The 15,985-nt window shown below is 73.2% G+C and carries 11 protein-coding genes and 1 riboswitch; of the genes, 5 read left to right on the top strand and 6 right to left on the bottom strand.

Annotation, left to right across the window (positions count from 1 at the left end; all coding sequences use genetic code 11):
• Positions 1-11 precede the first annotated feature (11 nt).
• The 4 genes from L8M95_RS16005 to L8M95_RS15990 all read left to right on the top strand — a co-directional run bounded on the left by L8M95_RS16005 (position 12) and on the right by L8M95_RS15990 (position 6,416).
• Positions 12-1,463: a NarK/NasA family nitrate transporter gene (locus L8M95_RS16005; protein ID WP_260487070.1), complete on the top strand. Its 1,452-nt coding sequence runs from the start codon at positions 12-14 to the stop codon at positions 1,461-1,463.
• A 38-nt stretch (positions 1,464-1,501) separates the two neighbouring features.
• Positions 1,502-3,673, top strand: a complete 2,172-nt coding sequence (locus tag L8M95_RS16000; protein ID WP_260487069.1) for a molybdopterin oxidoreductase family protein — start codon at positions 1,502-1,504, stop codon at positions 3,671-3,673.
• Entirely contained in the window at positions 3,670-5,160 is a 1,491-nt protein-coding gene (locus L8M95_RS15995; RefSeq protein WP_260487068.1) for an FAD-dependent oxidoreductase, read from the top strand. The genes L8M95_RS16000 and L8M95_RS15995 overlap by 4 nt, the downstream gene beginning before the upstream one ends.
• Before the next feature lie 116 nt (positions 5,161-5,276).
• Positions 5,277-6,416, top strand: coding sequence for a uroporphyrinogen-III synthase (locus L8M95_RS15990; protein ID WP_260487067.1), 1,140 nt, complete (start codon positions 5,277-5,279; stop codon positions 6,414-6,416).
• A 255-nt stretch (positions 6,417-6,671) separates the two neighbouring features.
• On the opposite strand, the gene nirD is transcribed toward L8M95_RS15990, so the two are convergent.
• From nirD to L8M95_RS15965, 5 genes are all read right to left on the bottom strand, one after another.
• The gene (gene nirD / locus L8M95_RS15985; protein ID WP_260487066.1) at positions 6,672-7,067 is read right to left on the bottom strand and encodes a nitrite reductase small subunit NirD; all 396 of its coding nucleotides are present in this window, start codon (positions 7,065-7,067) and stop codon (positions 6,672-6,674) included.
• A gap of 115 nt (positions 7,068-7,182) precedes the next feature.
• A complete protein-coding gene (gene nirB, locus L8M95_RS15980) occupies positions 7,183-9,732 on the bottom strand; it encodes a nitrite reductase large subunit NirB (protein ID WP_260487065.1) in 2,550 nt (849 codons plus the stop codon).
• Positions 9,733-9,869: 137 nt separating this feature from the next.
• Positions 9,870-10,556: a DUF3239 domain-containing protein gene (locus L8M95_RS15975; RefSeq protein WP_260487064.1), complete on the bottom strand. Its 687-nt coding sequence runs from the start codon at positions 10,554-10,556 to the stop codon at positions 9,870-9,872.
• A gap of 34 nt (positions 10,557-10,590) precedes the next feature.
• Positions 10,591-12,258 carry a DNA repair helicase XPB gene (locus tag L8M95_RS15970; RefSeq protein ID WP_260487063.1) on the bottom strand — a complete coding sequence of 556 codons (1,668 nt, stop codon included), beginning with the start codon at positions 12,256-12,258 and terminating at the stop codon, positions 10,591-10,593.
• Between the two features lie 66 nt (positions 12,259-12,324).
• Complete coding sequence (locus L8M95_RS15965; RefSeq protein ID WP_260487062.1) at positions 12,325-14,682, bottom strand: helicase-associated domain-containing protein; 2,358 nt, start codon at positions 14,680-14,682, stop codon at positions 12,325-12,327.
• A gap of 102 nt (positions 14,683-14,784) precedes the next feature.
• Here L8M95_RS15965 and L8M95_RS15960 point away from each other — a divergent pair, with 102 nt between their 5' ends.
• A complete protein-coding gene (locus tag L8M95_RS15960) occupies positions 14,785-14,985 on the top strand; it encodes a hypothetical protein (RefSeq protein WP_260487061.1) in 201 nt (66 codons plus the stop codon).
• A gap of 96 nt (positions 14,986-15,081) precedes the next feature.
• Here the strand turns inward: L8M95_RS15960 and L8M95_RS15955 are convergent, their stop codons facing one another.
• A complete protein-coding gene (locus tag L8M95_RS15955; protein ID WP_260487060.1) occupies positions 15,082-15,708 on the bottom strand; it encodes a transglycosylase family protein in 627 nt (208 codons plus the stop codon).
• 11 nt (positions 15,709-15,719) lie between these two features.
• A riboswitch (cyclic di-AMP (ydaO/yuaA leader) is annotated at positions 15,720-15,879 on the bottom strand.
• Positions 15,880-15,985 lie beyond the last annotated feature (106 nt).

The following is a 15,985-nucleotide window of genomic DNA, read 5'->3' as shown; positions in this document are numbered from 1 at the left end:
AGGGGCGGTTCATGACGCGCTCGCACGTGATCGAGAACTGGGATCCGGAGGACACGGCCCAGTGGGAGTCCGGGGGCCGGCGCACCGCGATGCGCAATCTGTACTGGTCGGTGTTCGCCGAGCACGTGGGGTTCTCGGTGTGGACCCTGTTCGCGGTGATGGTGCTGTTCATGCCCACGGACGTCTACGGCCTGGACGCGCCGGACAAGTTCCTGGTCTCCGCGGTGGTCACCCTGACCGGCGCGTTCCTGCGCATCCCGTACACGCTGGCCACCGCGACGTTCGGCGGCCGCAACTGGACCATGTTTTCCGCGTTCGTCCTGCTCATCCCGGCGGGGGCGATGCTGTGGATCATGGCCAACCCCGGGCAGCCGCTTTGGTTGTACCTGGTGGTGGGCGCCCTCGCGGGCCTGGGCGGCGCCAACTTCGCCTCCTCCATGACCAACATCAACGCCTTCTTCCCGCAGCGCATGAAGGGCTGGGCGCTGGGCCTCAACGCGGGCGGCGGCAACCTGGGCGTGGCGACCATCCAGGTGGTGGGACTGGTGGTGATCGCCGTGGCGGGTAACCGCTCGCCGCACTGGGTGATCGCGGTGTACCTGGTCCTGCTGGTGGTCGCCGGGATCGGCGCGGCATGCAAGATGGACAACCTCGAACACCACACCGTGGACGTGGCGAGCATGCGCGATGTGGCAGGCGACCGCGACGGCTGGGTGCTGTCACTGCTCTACATCGGTACCTTCGGCTCGTTCATCGGGTTCAGCTTCGCTTTTGGCCAGATGCTCACCATGACCTTCACCGGCAACGGCCAGTCCCCGGCCGACGCCGCCCTCCATGCCGCGCAGATCACCTTCCTCGGCCCGCTGCTGGGCTCGCTGACGCGCATGCTGGGGGGCCGCCTGTCCGACCGCTTCGGCGGTGCCCGTGTCACCCTGGTGACCTTCCTCGGCATGGCCGCGACGACGGTGGCGCTGATCGTCACCTCGAGCATGCAGGCGGCCGACGGCGGCCGACTGTCCGGCGGGGCACTGGTGCTGTTCTTCGCGGCGTTCCTCACCCTGTTCGCGCTCACCGGGATGGGCAACGCCTCGGTCTACAAGATGATCCCCACCGTCTACGAGGCGCGCAGCCGCGGCCTCGACCTGCCGGAGGTCGCCCGGGCGGCGTGGTCGCGGGCGCATTCGGGCGCCCTCATCGGGGTCGCCGGCGCGGTCGGCGCGTTCGGTGGGTTCCTCATCAACATGACCCTGCGCAGCTCCTACCAGTCGTCGGGGTCCGCCACCTGGGCGTTCGTGGCCTTCACGGTCTTCTACGTGGTGGCGGCGCTCGTCACGCGGACGGTGTACCTGCGGCGTCCGACCGCCGCGCCGACGGTGGCCGGCGCTGCGACGACGGTGGCCGGTGCCGCGGCGTCCCGCCCCGCGACGGACCCGGCCGCACGTCCGGTGCCGGCCGCGCGCTGACCGGAAAGGAACGAGGGGACGACGACGAGGAGAGCACCATGACGACCGTCCGCAGCAGCCCGGCGGTGCCGAACCTGACGAGGGTGCCCGAGCCCGCCGGGAAGGGCCCCCACGAGGACCGGCCCACCCACACGCACTGCCCGTACTGCGCTCTGCAGTGCGCGATGACGGTGACGCCGGGGCCGGACCCGGCCGCGGCGGCCGAGGTGGCACCCGCGTGGTTCCCCACGAACCGCGGCGGGCTGTGCCGCAAGGGTTGGACATCGGGCGACCTGCTCACCCACCCGGATCGGCTCACCACCCCGCTCGTCCGCCACGACGGACGCCTGGTGCCGTGCGACTGGGACACCGCCCTGGACAGGGTGGCCGACGGGATCCGCCGGGCGCAGGCCGTGGGCGGGCCCGACGGGGTGGCCGTGTTCGGCGGCGGCGGGCTGACCAACGAGAAGGCCTACCAGCTGGGGAAGTTCACCCGGCTCGCGCTGGGCAGCCGGCTCATCGACTACAACGGCCGCTGGTGCATGTCGAGCGCCGCGGCGGCCGCGAACCGCAGCTTCGGCCTCGACCGTGGACTGCCGTTCCCCGTCACCGACCTCGCCGACGCCCGGGCGGTGCTGCTCGTCGGTGCCAACCCTGCCGACACCATGCCCCCGTTCCTCCAACACCTCGACACTGCGGCACGCGCGGGCGGGCTCGTCGTGGCCGATCCCCGGCTCAGCGCGACCGCGCGGCGTGCCCTCGACGGGGGCGGTGTGCACCTGCGACTGCGCCCCGGCACGGACGCGGCGCTCGCGCTGGGACTGCTCCACCTCGTCGTCGTCACCGGCGCGGTCGACACGCAGTACCTCGCCGAGCGCACCAGCGGATTCGACGACGCGTGGGCGCACGCCGCCGCCTGGCTCCCCGACCGCACCGAGCGCGTCACCGGCGTCTCGGTCGCCCACCTCGAGCGGGCGGTCGCCCTGCTCACCGGCGCGCGCGACGCCGGGGCCGGGTCGTACATCCTCACCGCCCGGGGCGCCGAGCAGCACGCCGACGGCACCGCTGTGGTGGGCGCCGCCATCGCGGTCGCACTGGCGCTGGGACTGCCCGGGCGGCGGGGGAGTGGCTACGGCACCCTCACCGGGCAGGGCAACGGGCAGGGCGGCCGCGAGCACGGGCAGAAGGCCGACCAGTTGCCCGGGTACCGGATGATCACCGATCCCGCCGCCCGCGCCCACGTCGCCGGGGTGTGGGGAGTGGACCCGGAGCAGATCCCCGGACCGGGCCTGTCGGCGTTCGAGCTGCTCGACTCGCTCGGCGGACCGGGAGGGCCGACCGCCATGCTCCTGCACGCCTCCAACCCGGTGGTCTCCGCGCCCGACGCCGGGCGCGTGACCGAGCGACTGCGCGCTCTCGACACCCTGGTCGTGGCCGACTTCGTCCTCTCGGAGACCGCCGCGTTGGCCGATGTCGTCCTGCCCGTACCGCAGTGGGCCGAGGAGGAGGGCACGCTCACCAACCTCGAGGGGCGCGTGCTGCGGCGCCGCCGGTCGATCACACCGCCCGCCGGCGTGCGCGACGAGCTGTGGATCTGGCACGAACTCGCCCGCCGCCTGGACCGCGGGCCCGAGCGGTTCCCGACCGACGCGCGCGCGGTGTTCGGCGAGCTCGCCCGCGCCTCCGCCGGCGGCAAGGCCGACTATTCGGCGATCGACTGGGATCGCCTCGACGCAGGCGAGGCCCTGCACTGGCCGTGCGGCGCCGATGCGCCGGACGGGACGCCACGGTTGTTCCTCGACCGCTTCGCCACGCCCGACGGCCGCGCCCGGTTCGTCGTGGACGAGCCGCGCGCACCCGCCGAACCACCCGACGCGCAGTACCCGCTGCTCGGGACCACCGGGCGGCTGCTCGCCCACTACCAGTCCGGCGCGCAGACCCGGCGGGTCACCGAACTCGCCGGGGCCGAACCGGTCATGTGGGTGCAGGTTCACCCCGTCGTCGCACGCGCGGCCGGCCTGGTCGACGGCGATCCTGCGCGCATCGTCTCGCGGAGAGGCTCGCTCGACGCCGTGGTCCGCTGCGACGAGGACATGCGCACCGACACCGTCTTCCTGCCGTTCCACTTCCCCGGCGACGGCCGGGCCAACCTGCTCACCCTGCCCGAGCTCGACCCGCACAGCCGGATGCCCGAGTTCAAGGTGTGCGCGGTCCGGCTGGAGGCGGCATGAGCGCGCGCCGCGTCGTGGTGGTGGGCGCCGGGATGGCCGCCGCCCGGCTCGTCGAGGAACTGCGCGTCGGCGAGCCGGACCCGCAGCGGCTGTCGGTGACCGTGCTGGGCGCGGAAGCGGAGGAGCCGTACAACCGGATCATGCTGTCCCACGCCGTCGCGGCCCGGCCGGGGCCTGCCGCCGTCTCGGCCCGCGCGACGGCGGCACCCTCGCCGGTGGCCCGGCTCAAGCCCACGGGATGGTGGGAGCGCAACCACATCACCGTCCGGACCGGTGCAACCGTCGCGGCGATCGACCGCGCCACGCGCGAGGTGGAACTCGCCGATGGCGAACGCATCGGTTACGACCACCTGGTCCTGGCCACGGGCGCCGCACCCCGCATCCCGCCCGTCGACGGCATCCGCGGTCCCGGCGGCGGCCTGGCGCCCGGCGCGTTCACCCTCCGGGACGCTGCGGGCCAGCGAGAACTGACCGCTCATCTCGCGGCCCACCCGGGCCCTGTCGCGGTCGTCGGTGCGGGCTTCATCGGTCTGGAGATCGCCTGCGCACTCGCCGGGTCGGGGCACGACGTCGTCGTCGTCCACCCCCGCGACCGACCCATGAACGGGTGCCTCGACGTCGGCGCCGGGGCCGTCCTGGTCCGCGCCCTCGCAGCCCTGGGGGTGCGGGTCCTGACCGGTGTACGAGCCACCAGGTGGGACGGGGCCACCCTCACCCTCGACGACGGCGAGGTGCGCTGCCGGACCGTCGTGCTCACCGCCGGGTCCGCGCCCCGGACGGACCTCGCGCGTGACGCCGCGCTGGAGGTGGGCAGCGGCGTGGTCGTCGACGACGAGCTGACCACCAGCGACCCCGCGATCTCCGCCCTCGGCGACTGTGCCGAGCACCGCGGGGTCGTCGGCGGGCTGGTCGCGCCCGCCTGGGACCAGGCCGTGGTGCTGGCAGCCCGGCTCAGCGGCGCGGACCCGCAGGCGAGGTACGTCGGCGGCGCGGAGGTGACCAGGCTCAAGGCCCACGGGCTCGACGTGGTCGCCCTGGGCTCGCTCGCGGCGGACGTCTACGGATCGCGATGCCCCGACACCGGAACACCCATCGAGGTCACGACCCTGAGCGAACCCGCCCGCGGCCGGTATGCGCGCGTCGACGTGGCGGGCGGGCGCGTGGTGGGCGCCGCGCTGATCGGGCACCCGGAGCCGGTCGGGATGCTCACGCAGCTGTTCGAGAACGCCCTGCCCGTGCCGGACGACGTGGTGTCGGTGGTGCTGGGCCGGGCCGAGGCAGTGGCGGCTCAGACGCCGTCGACCATGCCGGCCGCGGCGGTCGTGTGCAGGTGCAACGGCGTGAGCAAGGGCGACCTTGTCGCGGCCTGGGCCGACGGTGCGCGCGACAGCGGTGCGCTGGCCGAGCGGACCCGCGCCGGGACCGGATGTGGCGGGTGCTCGTCGGCGGTCGACGGGATCTGCGGATGGCTTCAGGAGGCGGGATGACGGGGGACGAGCGGTCACGGGACGCGGCGGCGGGGACGGACGTGGGAGCGGGAGCGGGGGCGGACGAGGCGGTGGAGGGAAACCTGCCGGACACACGCCTCGTTCATGATGGGGGAGTGACCGATTCCGACGTGACCACCTCCGAACCCGATCTCCCGCTGCTCGGACGCACTGTCGCCGTCACCGCCGCCCGACGGGCCTCCGAGCAGCGCACCCTTCTCGAGCGGCGCGGTGCCACCGTCCTGCACGCGCCGGCGATGCACATGATCCCCATCGCGGAGGACACGGTGGTGCGCGAGGCCACCGGGCGCCTGCTCGCGGCGCCCGCCGACCTCATGGTTCTCACCACCGCGGCCGGCGTGCGCTGGTGGATGCAGGTGTGCGAGGAATGGGGCCTGGCCGAGGACCTGCTCGCACTGATGGGTGAGATCCCGCTGTACTCCCGCGGACCCAAGACCACCGGTGCGATCCGCGCGGCGGGACTGCGGGAGCACGCCTCGGCCAAGAGCGAGGCCAGCCCGGAGCTGCTGGAGATGCTGCTCGAGCGGGGCGTGGAGGGGCTGACGATCGGCGTCCAGATCCAGGGCGCGGGCTCCGGCTGGAACCCGATGGCGGTGCTGCTCGACGGGTTGCGTGAGGCGGGTGCTGACGTGATCGAGGTGCCCGTCTACCGCTGGGAGCTACCCGACGATCTCGCGGCGCTGGACGATCTGGTGCGGACCATCGCGGCCCGGGGCGTCGACGGGGTGACCTTCACCGCGGCGCCGGCGGTGGTGGCGGTGCTCAAGCGGGCCGAGGCCCTGGGCGTGTTCGACGACCTGCTCGACGCGCTCGGCGGGCCCGTCGCGGCGCTGTGCGTGGGGCCGGTGACCGCGGCGCCCCTGGCAGAACTCGACGTCCCGTTCACCAGCCCGGACCGGATGCGGCTGGGGTCGCTCATGCGGCACACCACCGACGAGCTCGCCGCCCGGACCGAGCCGATCGAGGTCGCCGGGCACGAGCTCACCGTGTGCGCGGCGGCGGCGTTGGTCGACGGACGACTCGTCGACCTCACCCCGGCCCAGCTCGCGCTGCTGCGGGTCCTGGCCCGGCGGCCCGGGGCCTGCGTCAGCCGGGACGACCTGCTCGCGGCACTGCCCGGCGAGGGAACCGACCTGCACGCCGTGGAGACCGCGATGGGCCGGCTGCGGCGCGCGCTCGGCGTTCCCGACCTCGTCACGACCGTCGTCAAGCGCGGTTACCGACTCAACATCTGAGGCGCCGGGCCGCGGCGCGGTGTGGTGGCCCAGGCGGTGTGGTGGCCACGAGCCAGCGCATCACACGCCACATGCGCTGGCCCGCCGGCTTACGCACTCGGAATGGACCACGTTCGCAGCGTAACCCCAGCAAGAGTGTGCATTCGGCCATCGCAAGCCACCGGGGCAGCGCATCCACGAGCGGATGCGCTGCCCCGGTGTCGGGAACGGGCCGCTGGCTGGTCTGGGCCGGCCTCGCCGTGCGGGGCCCGGCGACTACGCCGCGATCACGCGGGCATGCCGGACGGCCGGCTGCGTGGCCACGAACACTGTGCCGTCGGCGGCGACCCTGGCGGGGAACACCGAGAGACCGTGCGAGGGGTCGTCGAGGCCGCGACCGTCGGCCAGGGCATAGGCCTGTTTGCCGATCGGCGAGATCACCGCGGGCTCTCCGGCGCGGTCCCCCACCAGGCCGCGGCTCATCACGGCTGCCCGGGCGACGGGATCGATGTTGCAGAGGGCGCGGACCTCGTCGTCGTCGATCTTGTACACCGCCACCTGGCGGCCGTCGGGCAGCAAGGCGGCGACCCCGCGCCCCGGGATGAGTCGGCCGACCGGGCAGACGGCGATCTCGGCGGGGCGGGTGGCGGTGAACAGCTGGGTGGTGGTCATGGCGGATCTCCTCCTGGTGGGCGGGACTGGCGGGCGGAAGTCGTGGGCGGTGCTGGTGAGCGGGAGTCGTGGGCGGGGTGGCCGGCAGAGCTGGCCGGTGTCCGGCGCGGGACCGTCAGACGCGGGCCGGCATGGACGGCGAGCCGAGGAGGACCGGCACCTTGCGGCCGCCCTTCTCCTCGAACTGCACGGTGGGGTCCGGGGCCTCCGGGGCGTTGACGAACGAGACGAAGCGGGCGAGCTTGTCCGGGTCGTCCAGGACCGCCGCCCACTCGTCGACATAGCCCTCGACGTGGGCCTCCATCCGGCCCTCGAGTTCGGTCGCGAGTCCCAGAGAGTCCTCACACACGACCTCACGCAGGTGGTCGATGCCGCCCGCCAGCGATTCGAGCCACGGTGCGATCCGCTGCAGGCGCTCGGCGGTGCGGACGTAGAACATCACCGTGCGGTCGATGTAGCGGATGAGTTGGTCGTCGGTGAGATCTCCGGCCAGCAGCTGGGCGTGCCGCGGGGTCGCGCCGCCGTTGCCGCCGATGTACAGGTTCCAGCCGGTCTCGGTCGCGATCACGCCGACGTCCTTGCCGCGGGCCTCCGCGCACTCGCGGGCACAGCCGGACACGCCCATCTTGATCTTGTGCGGCGCGCGCAGCCCGCGATAGCGGTTCTCGAGCAGGACCGCCATCCCCACGGAGTCCTGCTGGCCGTATCGGCACCACGAGGTGCCCACGCAGCTCTTCACCGTGCGCAGCGATTTGCCGTAGGCGTGACCGGACTCCATGCCCGCGTCGACCAGGCGTCGCCAGATCCGGGGCAACTCCTCGACCCGGGCGCCGAAGAGGTCGATCCGCTGGCCGCCGGTGACCTTGACGTAGAGGTCGTGGTCGCGGGCGATCTCCCCGATCACGATGAGCTGCTCGGCGGTCACCTCCCCGCCGGGCATGCGCGGGACGACCGAATAGGTGCCGTTCTTCTGGATGTTGGCCAGGAAGTGGTCGTTGGTGTCCTGCAGCGAGGCCTGCTCACCGTCGAGGACGTGGTCCGAGCTGGTCGAGGCGAGGATCGAGGCGACGGTCGGCTTGCAGATGTCGCAGCCGATGCCGCGGCCGAACCGCCCGATCAGACCCGAGAAGGTGCGGATCCCCGTGACGGTGACGATCTCGAACAGCTCCGAGCGGGACTGGTCGAAGTGCTCGCACAACGCGGTGGACTGCTCGACGCCCTCGGCCTCGAGCACCTGACGCATGAGCGGCAGGCACGACCCGCACGAGGTGCCGGCGCGGGTGCACGCCTTAAGCGCCGGGACGTCGCACGCCCCGCCGCAGATCGCCTCGCGGAGCGTGCCCTTGGTGACGGCGTTGCAGGAGCAGATCTGGGCGTCGTCGGGCAACGACTCCACGCCGACACCGCCGTCCGCCGCGGCGCCCGGGGTGATGAGGGACAGGGGGTTCGACGACGGCAAGGTGCGCCCGAGCAGCGGCTTGAGCAGCTGATACGGGCCCGCGTCGCCGACGAACACCCCGCCGAGCAGGGTCAGGGCGTCGTCGCTGAGGACGAGTTTGGAGTAGGTGCGGGTGACGGGGTCGTCCACCACCAGTTCGAGGCAGCCGGGCGTGCGCCCGTGGGCGTCGCCGAAGCTGGCCACGTCCACGCCCATGAGCTTGAGTTTGGTGGCGACGTCGGCGCCGGCGAACTCGGCGTCGGCACCCGGCCCGTCGCCGAGCCGGGCGGCGACCACCTCGGCGGAGGCGTACCCGGGCCCGACCAGGCCGTAGCAGGTGCCCTCGATGGCCGCGCACTCGCCGATCGCGAACACGTGCGGGTCGGAGGTGCGGCAGGCCCGGTCGGTCAGCACGCCGCCCCGCTCGGCCAGGGCCAACCCGGCCCCGCGGGCGAGCTCGTCACGGGGTCTGACCCCGACGGAGAACACCACGACCGCTGCGTCGACGGCGGTCGTCTCGCCGTCGTCGCCGGTCAGGGTGACCCGCACCCCGCCGGCACCGTCCGCTCCGTCACCGGGCTCGATCACCGTGTCGGTCACGTCCAGGTGCACGTCGATACCGCGGTCACGGATGAGGTCGCACAGCAGCGCGCCGCCGCGCCCGTCGACCTGGACGGGCATGAGCCGGTCGTTGCGCTCGACGACGTGCGGGGTCAGACCGATCAGGCTCAGCGCGTTGGCGGCCTCGATGCCGAGCAGTCCGCCGCCGACCACCACGCCGTGGGCCCCGGCCCCGGCGCGCTCGGCGGCCGCGCGGATCGCGTCGAGGTCGTCGAGCGTGCGGTAGACGTGGCAACCGGGCAGATCGTGGCCCTGAACCGGCGGGACGAACGCGCGCGAACCGGTGGCCAGGACCAGCGTGTCGTACGAGATGCGCTCACCGGAGTCGAGCTCCACCTGCTTCGCGGGCCGGTCGATCGCGGTGACGAGGTGACCGGAGCGGACCGTGACGCGCGGGTCGGCGGCGTGCCGGGCGTCCTCGAGGTGCAGGGCCGCCCGCTCCCACGCGCCGACGTAGGCCGACAGGCCCACCCGGTCGTAGGCGGGGTCGGGTTCCTCGCCGATCACCGTGACGGCCAGGTCGGCGTCGCGGTACCGCGAGCCGAGGGTGGAGACGAATCGGTGGGAGACCATCCCGTGTCCGACGACGACGATGTGCTCAGTCATTCCTGGACCTCCTTCTAGCCTGTGCGGATCAGGCTAGGAAGGCGGTGTTGCCGAACTGTGGCGTCGGATCACGGTCCCGTGACACTTAGTTCACAGGGGGCGGGTCGCCGGGTGAGGGCGCGGGGGGTGTGCTCGGCTCAGTCGAGGGGGAGCAGACTCGTGGGCACGGCCGAGACGTCCTTCACCCGGTCGAGGTTCTGGCGCAGCCGCTCCCACTCACCCGGGGGGATCTCCTTCTCGAGCCGCCGGAGGGCGGCCTGGTCGGAGGTCGCCCACGCGACGGGCATGGGGGAGATGAACTGGTACAGGTTGTCGCTTCCGCGGGCGCTGCGGTTGCCCACCACGGCGACGCAGGGCACGCGCTCGCCGACCCTGGCCTCGTGCCCGGCGATCGGTCCGCAGGTCCGGGCGACCAGGGCGGGCAGGGAGCCGGCCGACCGGTCGACGGCCCGGTCGACGAGCGCCAGCAGGGTGACGCCGCGCGGCCGGACCTCGGCGATGATGGCCGGGACCAGCTCCGAGGTGGCGTAAGTGCGCTGCATGGACCCCATCTTGCGGGGGATGTAGCCGATCATCGCCAGGCAACCGATCGCGAAGACCCCGGCCATCGCCGCGACGATCCAGGCCCAGGCCTCGAAGCCCGAGTAGACGAGCAGGCCCACGGCCGCGGCCAGCACGATCACCCCGAGGATGCCGGCGGACCACTGCAGGCGCCGCACCTCGGCGAGGCTCTCGTTGTTCTTACGGACCCAGGCGTCGTCGACGGGGATGTCGGCGAGGCGGTACTGCTCGTGCGGTGCGCGGGGTGTGCGATCGGCGGCCATGGGCCCAGTATCCCAGGGACCGCGCCTGCCGGGCTCAGCCGACCTCGGGGATCGACGGCCCCAGCAGGTCGTCGGCGTCGACGATCCGGTAGGCGTACCCCTGCTCCGCGAGGAACCGCTGCCGGTGCGCGGCGTACTCGGCGTCGAGGGTGTCGCGCGAGACGACGGAGTAGAAGTGCGCCTGACCACCGTCGTGCTTGGGCCGCAGGAGCCGGCCGAGCCGCTGGGCCTCCTCCTGACGCGAGCCGAACGTGCCCGACACCTGCACCGCGACGCTGGCCTCGGGCAGGTCGATCGAGAAGTTGGCGACCTTGGACACCACGAGCGTGGAGATCTCCCCGGCACGGAACGAGTTGAACAGCTTCTCCCGCTCCTTGTTGGAGGTGGAGCCCTGGATCACGGGTGCGTCGAGCTCGTCGCCGAGTTCCTCGAGCTGGTCGAGGTAGGCGCCGATCACCAGGGTCGGGGCGCCGGCGTGCGCGGCGAGGATCTTCTTGACCACCGGGATCTTGGTCCGCGCGGTCGAGCACAGCTTGTACTTGTCCTCCGCCTCCGCGGTGGCGTAGAGCATCCGCTCGTTCTCCGTGAGCGTCACCCGCACCTCGACGCAGTCAGCCGGGGCGATCCAGCCCTGGGCCTCGATGTCCTTCCACGGGGCGTCGTACCGCTTTGGGCCGATGAGGGAGAACACGTCGCCCTCGCGGCCGTCCTCGCGCACGAGGGTGGCGGTGAGCCCGAGCCTGCGCCGGGACTGCAGGTCGGCCGTCATCCGGAAGACCGGCGCGGGCAGCAGGTGCACCTCGTCGTAGATCATCAGCCCCCAGTCGCGGGAATCGAACAGCTCCAGAGCCCGGTGGACTCCCTTGGTCTTGCGGGTGACCACCTGGTACGTGGCGATGGTGACCGGACGGATCTCCTTGCGCTCGCCCGAGTACTCGCCGATCTCGTCCTCGGTCAGCGTGGTGCGGGCCAACAGTTCCCGCTTCCACTGCCGCCCGGCGACGGTGTTGGTCACCAGGATGAGCGTGGTGGCCTTGGCCTTGGCCATCGCGGCCGCCCCGACCATGGTCTTGCCCGCGCCGCAGGGCAGCACGACGACGCCCGAGCCACCGGCCCAGAACGAATCGGCGGCCATCTGTTGGTAGTCGCGCAGCTCCCAGGCCTCGGACTCGGTGGACAGGTCTATGTCGTGGGCCTCGCCGTCGACGTACCCGGCCAGGTCGTCGGCCGGCCAGCCCACCTTGAGCAGCTCCTGCTTGAGGCGGCCACGTTCGGACGGGTGCACCACGACCGTGTCCGTGTCGATGTCGGCACCGAGCATGGGCGCGATCTTCTTGTGACGCTTGACCTCGGCGAGCACGGCCGGGTCCAGGGAGACGAGGGTCAGCCCGTGCACCGGGCTCTTGACCAGCTGGAGCCGCCCGTAGCGGGCCATCGTCTCGGCGATGTCCACCAGCAGCGGTTGCGGGACGGGGAAGCGGGAGTAGGAGACGAGCACGTCGACCACCTGCTCGGCGTCGTGCCCGGCGGCCCGGGCGTTCCACAGTGCCAACGGTGTGATCCGGTAGGTGTGGACGTGCTCGGGGGCGCGCTCCAGCTCGGCGAACGGGGCCAGCGCCTGGCGTGCGTCGTTCGCCTGCTCGTGGTCGATCTCCAGCAGCACGGTCTTGTCCGACTGGACGATCAGCGGTCCACCACTCACTTCGGCCCTCCTCGGGGTCTCACCGGACCCGCGTGGGTCCGACCCTCCATTGTCCAGGAATCCGGGTCAGCGGGTCGGGTCGACGTCGGAGACGGATATCACGCGATGGAGCGGCAGGGTGACGGGCTCGGCGGAATCGGGTTCGATCCCCTCGATCCGGCCCCCGCCGACGGAGGCCGGGACGAGGAGTCGGGAGGTGGATCGGCCCTGGGCGTCGACCACCGAGACGGTGACGGCGGTGCCCGTGCTCGCGGCCTCGTGCAGACGGGCGATGGCGGCCTCGCCGGTGTAGGCGCCCCCGGAGGCCCCCCGTGCCGAACGCACCCGGTCGGCCGAGCGCATCGCGGCGACCGCCGCCCGCAGCTCGGAGGGGGTCGCCGCCCGCGTGGGGATGCGCGGTGCGCGGGTGAGGCGACTCTCCCGGACCCGCGCCGCCGGGCGGGACAGTGCGACGACGGCCCCGGTGGTGTCCTCGACCACGGGGGAGAACCCGTGCTCCCGGAGGGCCTCGACGAGGTCCAGCGGCCGGGCCTGGGAGATGAGGACGGTCGGCGCCACGGCCCGCAGTGCGCAGTTCTCGGCCACCGGGGAGCCGAGGACCTGGGCGACCAGCGACGGGTCGTCGCAGCGGACGAAGGACTGGGCGGTGCCCACCCGCAGGCGGCCGTGTCGCCGGGCGACGTCGTCGATGAGGTAGTCCAGCGACTGGGGGACGGGGGTGACGGAGGTGCGGGTGAGCAGGTCCCTGATCCCCGCCGCGGTGCGACCGGCGTCGAGGGCGCGGCGGAGTGAGGTCTCGGTGACCCGGAAGGTGGTGGCCGCGCCCGCCGACTCGACGTCGGCGAGGAGGGCGAACTCGGCCGCCAGCTCCGGCACGAGCGGCCCGGGGGCGAGGATCGTCAGGTCGGCCTGGACGATCACCTCCGAGACGGGGTCGGGCAGGGCGGCGGTGAGGACCGGTTCGAGGTCCTCGACGCCCGGGGCGGGGTCGTCGACGAGGGCACGTGCGGCGCTGGTGGCGGTGGTGGCGACGACGAGCCCCATCCGTCGCGCCTCCGCCACGGTCTCCTCCACCGGCCGGGACCCCGCGCGCGAGAACCACACCGGCGAGGACCAGCGCACCACCTCCGCCAGCAGTGTGTCGTGGGGGGCGGCTGCGGGGTCGAGCGCGGCCAGCGCCGTCAGGACCCGTCCCCGTTCGGTCGGTCCGGGCGGGCCGACGGGCTCTCCCAGGGCGGGCAGGGTGCCGCCGCCCTCGAGCTCGGCCCCGACGCGCCACGGCGTGCGCGGCATCGACCACCACGCCAGGACGAGCTCGGCCCACCGGCGTGCGGGTTCACGGGCCGACCAGACGTCGGAGGCGTCGGTGGGGGCCCACACCGAGTCGTAGTCCACGTCCCCGACCTCGGTGTCCCCGACCGCGATGAGGTCGGCGGCCGCGAGAACCTCGAGCAGCAGGGGCAGCTCGCCCTCGCCGAGGCCGGCGGCCCGGGCCACCCGCCGCAGTTCGCGCACCCCCACACCACCGGCCTTGAGCGTGGCGGCCGGGGCGGTCGACAGTGCCGCGAGCACCGAGTCGCAGCGGTGGAGCAGTTCGAGGGCCGCCACGCCTCCGGAGGCATCGATCCGGCCCGCGGCGTCCGCGCCGGACCCGCCCCCCGGAGCGGCCCACTTCGGTGCGTGGAGCAGCGACGACCCCTCGTCCCGCGCTCCGTGGCGGGCCCGGTCGAGTGCGTGGGCGCGGGGGACGACCACCTCGCCGTCGTCGCCACCGGTCACCTCTGCGAGTCCCACGCCGGCCAGCTCGGTCGCGGCGGCGCGGACCGGTTCCGACGCCCCGGCACCGAGCGCACCGACGGGGGTGCGACCGCGGGCGATCGCCTCGAGCACCCCGACGGCGGGGCCGGACAGGCCGGTCCAGGCCGCGTCGAGGTCAGCGCCGACCGGCTCGCCGGGGTGTGGCGCCACCACCGGGGCCGACCGGACGGCCGCCGCGGTGACGGGCACCATCCGGACGTGGCCCTCCCCGCCCCAGAGCAGGGTGAGCTCACGGAGACGGGCGACGGCGGAGTGGAAGACGGGCTCGTCGTCGTCAACACCCAACCGGCCCGACACCGCACCCAGCGGAACCGCCCCGGAATCGGCACCCACCGCGGCGGCGGTGGCCAGGACCACCAGTTCCGGCCACTTCAGCGTGCCCAGCGCGCGGGCGGTGGACGCCGGCAACCGCAACCTGGACGCGAGCACGTCGAGCGAGGCCGGGGGAGGGGTGGCCACGTCCGGGCGCGCCTCACACACGCGCACGAGCTCGTCATCGGACAGCCCGGCCAGCCAGGCGGGGAAGTCCGGTTCGACGCCGGCGGCACCGGGGGAGCCAGCACTGCGGGAGGTGGCACGGCGGGAGGTGGCACGGGAACTCGGCATGATCCGTCCCAGCCTAGTGAGGTCACGCGGACCGTGACGGCCGTGCGGGTCGTATCCGACCCAGTTGCTGACGGGAGGCGCCGGAGGTGAGACACTGACCACGTGGCTGCCAAGAAGAATCTGACCTATGACAACCCGGGATGGCCCGACGCCTCGTTCGGCGAGCACCCGGTGACCGAACTCGCCGCGCTGGTCGCGGGAGGCCTGTCCCCCTTCGGGCAGGAGACCTTCCCGCTGCCGCAGGAACGGCTGGGGTACCTCCACCCCGAGACGGTGGTCAACAGGACCGTCCGTTCCCGCTGAGCACGGCGCACGCACACACGAGAAAGGGCCGCCACTCCCCGTAGGGGGTGGCGGCCCTTTCCCGTGGTCCGGCGGACCGGGAGATCGGGTGCCGCGTCAGTTGGCCAGGTAGGTGGCGACGAAGCCGTCCACCAGAGCCTTGTTGCCGGCGTAGGCGGCGTCGACGGCGTCGCGGTTGGCCTCGTAGGTGTCGGCGATCGGCAGGACGACGCCCCGACCCTCGGCGAAGGCGGACAGCGTCGCGACGTGCTCGGCGGCGGTGACCTGAGCGGGGGCGGCGGGCGCGGCCGGTGCGGGCGCGGGCGCGGGAGCCGGGTTGGACAGGTTGCGCGGGGTCGGCGCGGAGTTCAGGCCCAGCTTGGCCGAGCAGGCGGGCCAGGCGCCCCAGCCCTGACCGGCCAGGGTCTTCTCGGCGATCGCGATCTGCTGCTCACGCGTGGCCTGGTTGGCCGTCGGGGCGTACTGGGTGCCACCGTAGGCGGCCCAGGTGCTCGGCGAGAACTGCAGGCCGCCCTGGTAACCGTTGCCGGTGTTGATGGCCCAGTTGCCGCCCGCCTCACACTGGGCCAGGCGGTCCCAGTCGGAGTCGGGGGCGGCGTTGGCGGCCGGCGCGAGGGCCAGGCCGGCGGCGGAGAATGCGGTTCCCGCGAGCACGACCTTCACGGCGTTCTTGGGCGCGGAGGAGGTGGTGGCAGCACGGTGGCGTCCGGTGTAAGAGGTCATGTACGCGTCAGTCCTTTTCACTCTGTGCCTACGGGGTGAGCTGTCGGGTTCGGACGAGTGCGTCCGGCCGCCGGCGGCGGCTTCACCCCAAGACGACCGTCGGTCGTCGGGCCCGTGGTGGGCCCTGTCGGGTCCCCCGTCCCCGCCCGGGTCAATGGTCACAGTCGCATCGGCCGCTGGGCGGGGTTCGGAAAGGTCGTCCGATGCCGACTCGCTGACGAGTCTGCTACGGAACTGTAGCGGTCCGATGCCTGATCGTCACCATTCTGAAATAAAC

The organism is Dietzia sp. B32, from assembly GCF_024732245.1.
Classification (GTDB): domain Bacteria; phylum Actinomycetota; class Actinomycetes; order Mycobacteriales; family Mycobacteriaceae; genus Dietzia.
The sequence above is the reverse complement of the archived record's forward strand: the minus strand, read 5'-3'. Positions and strand labels throughout refer to the sequence as shown.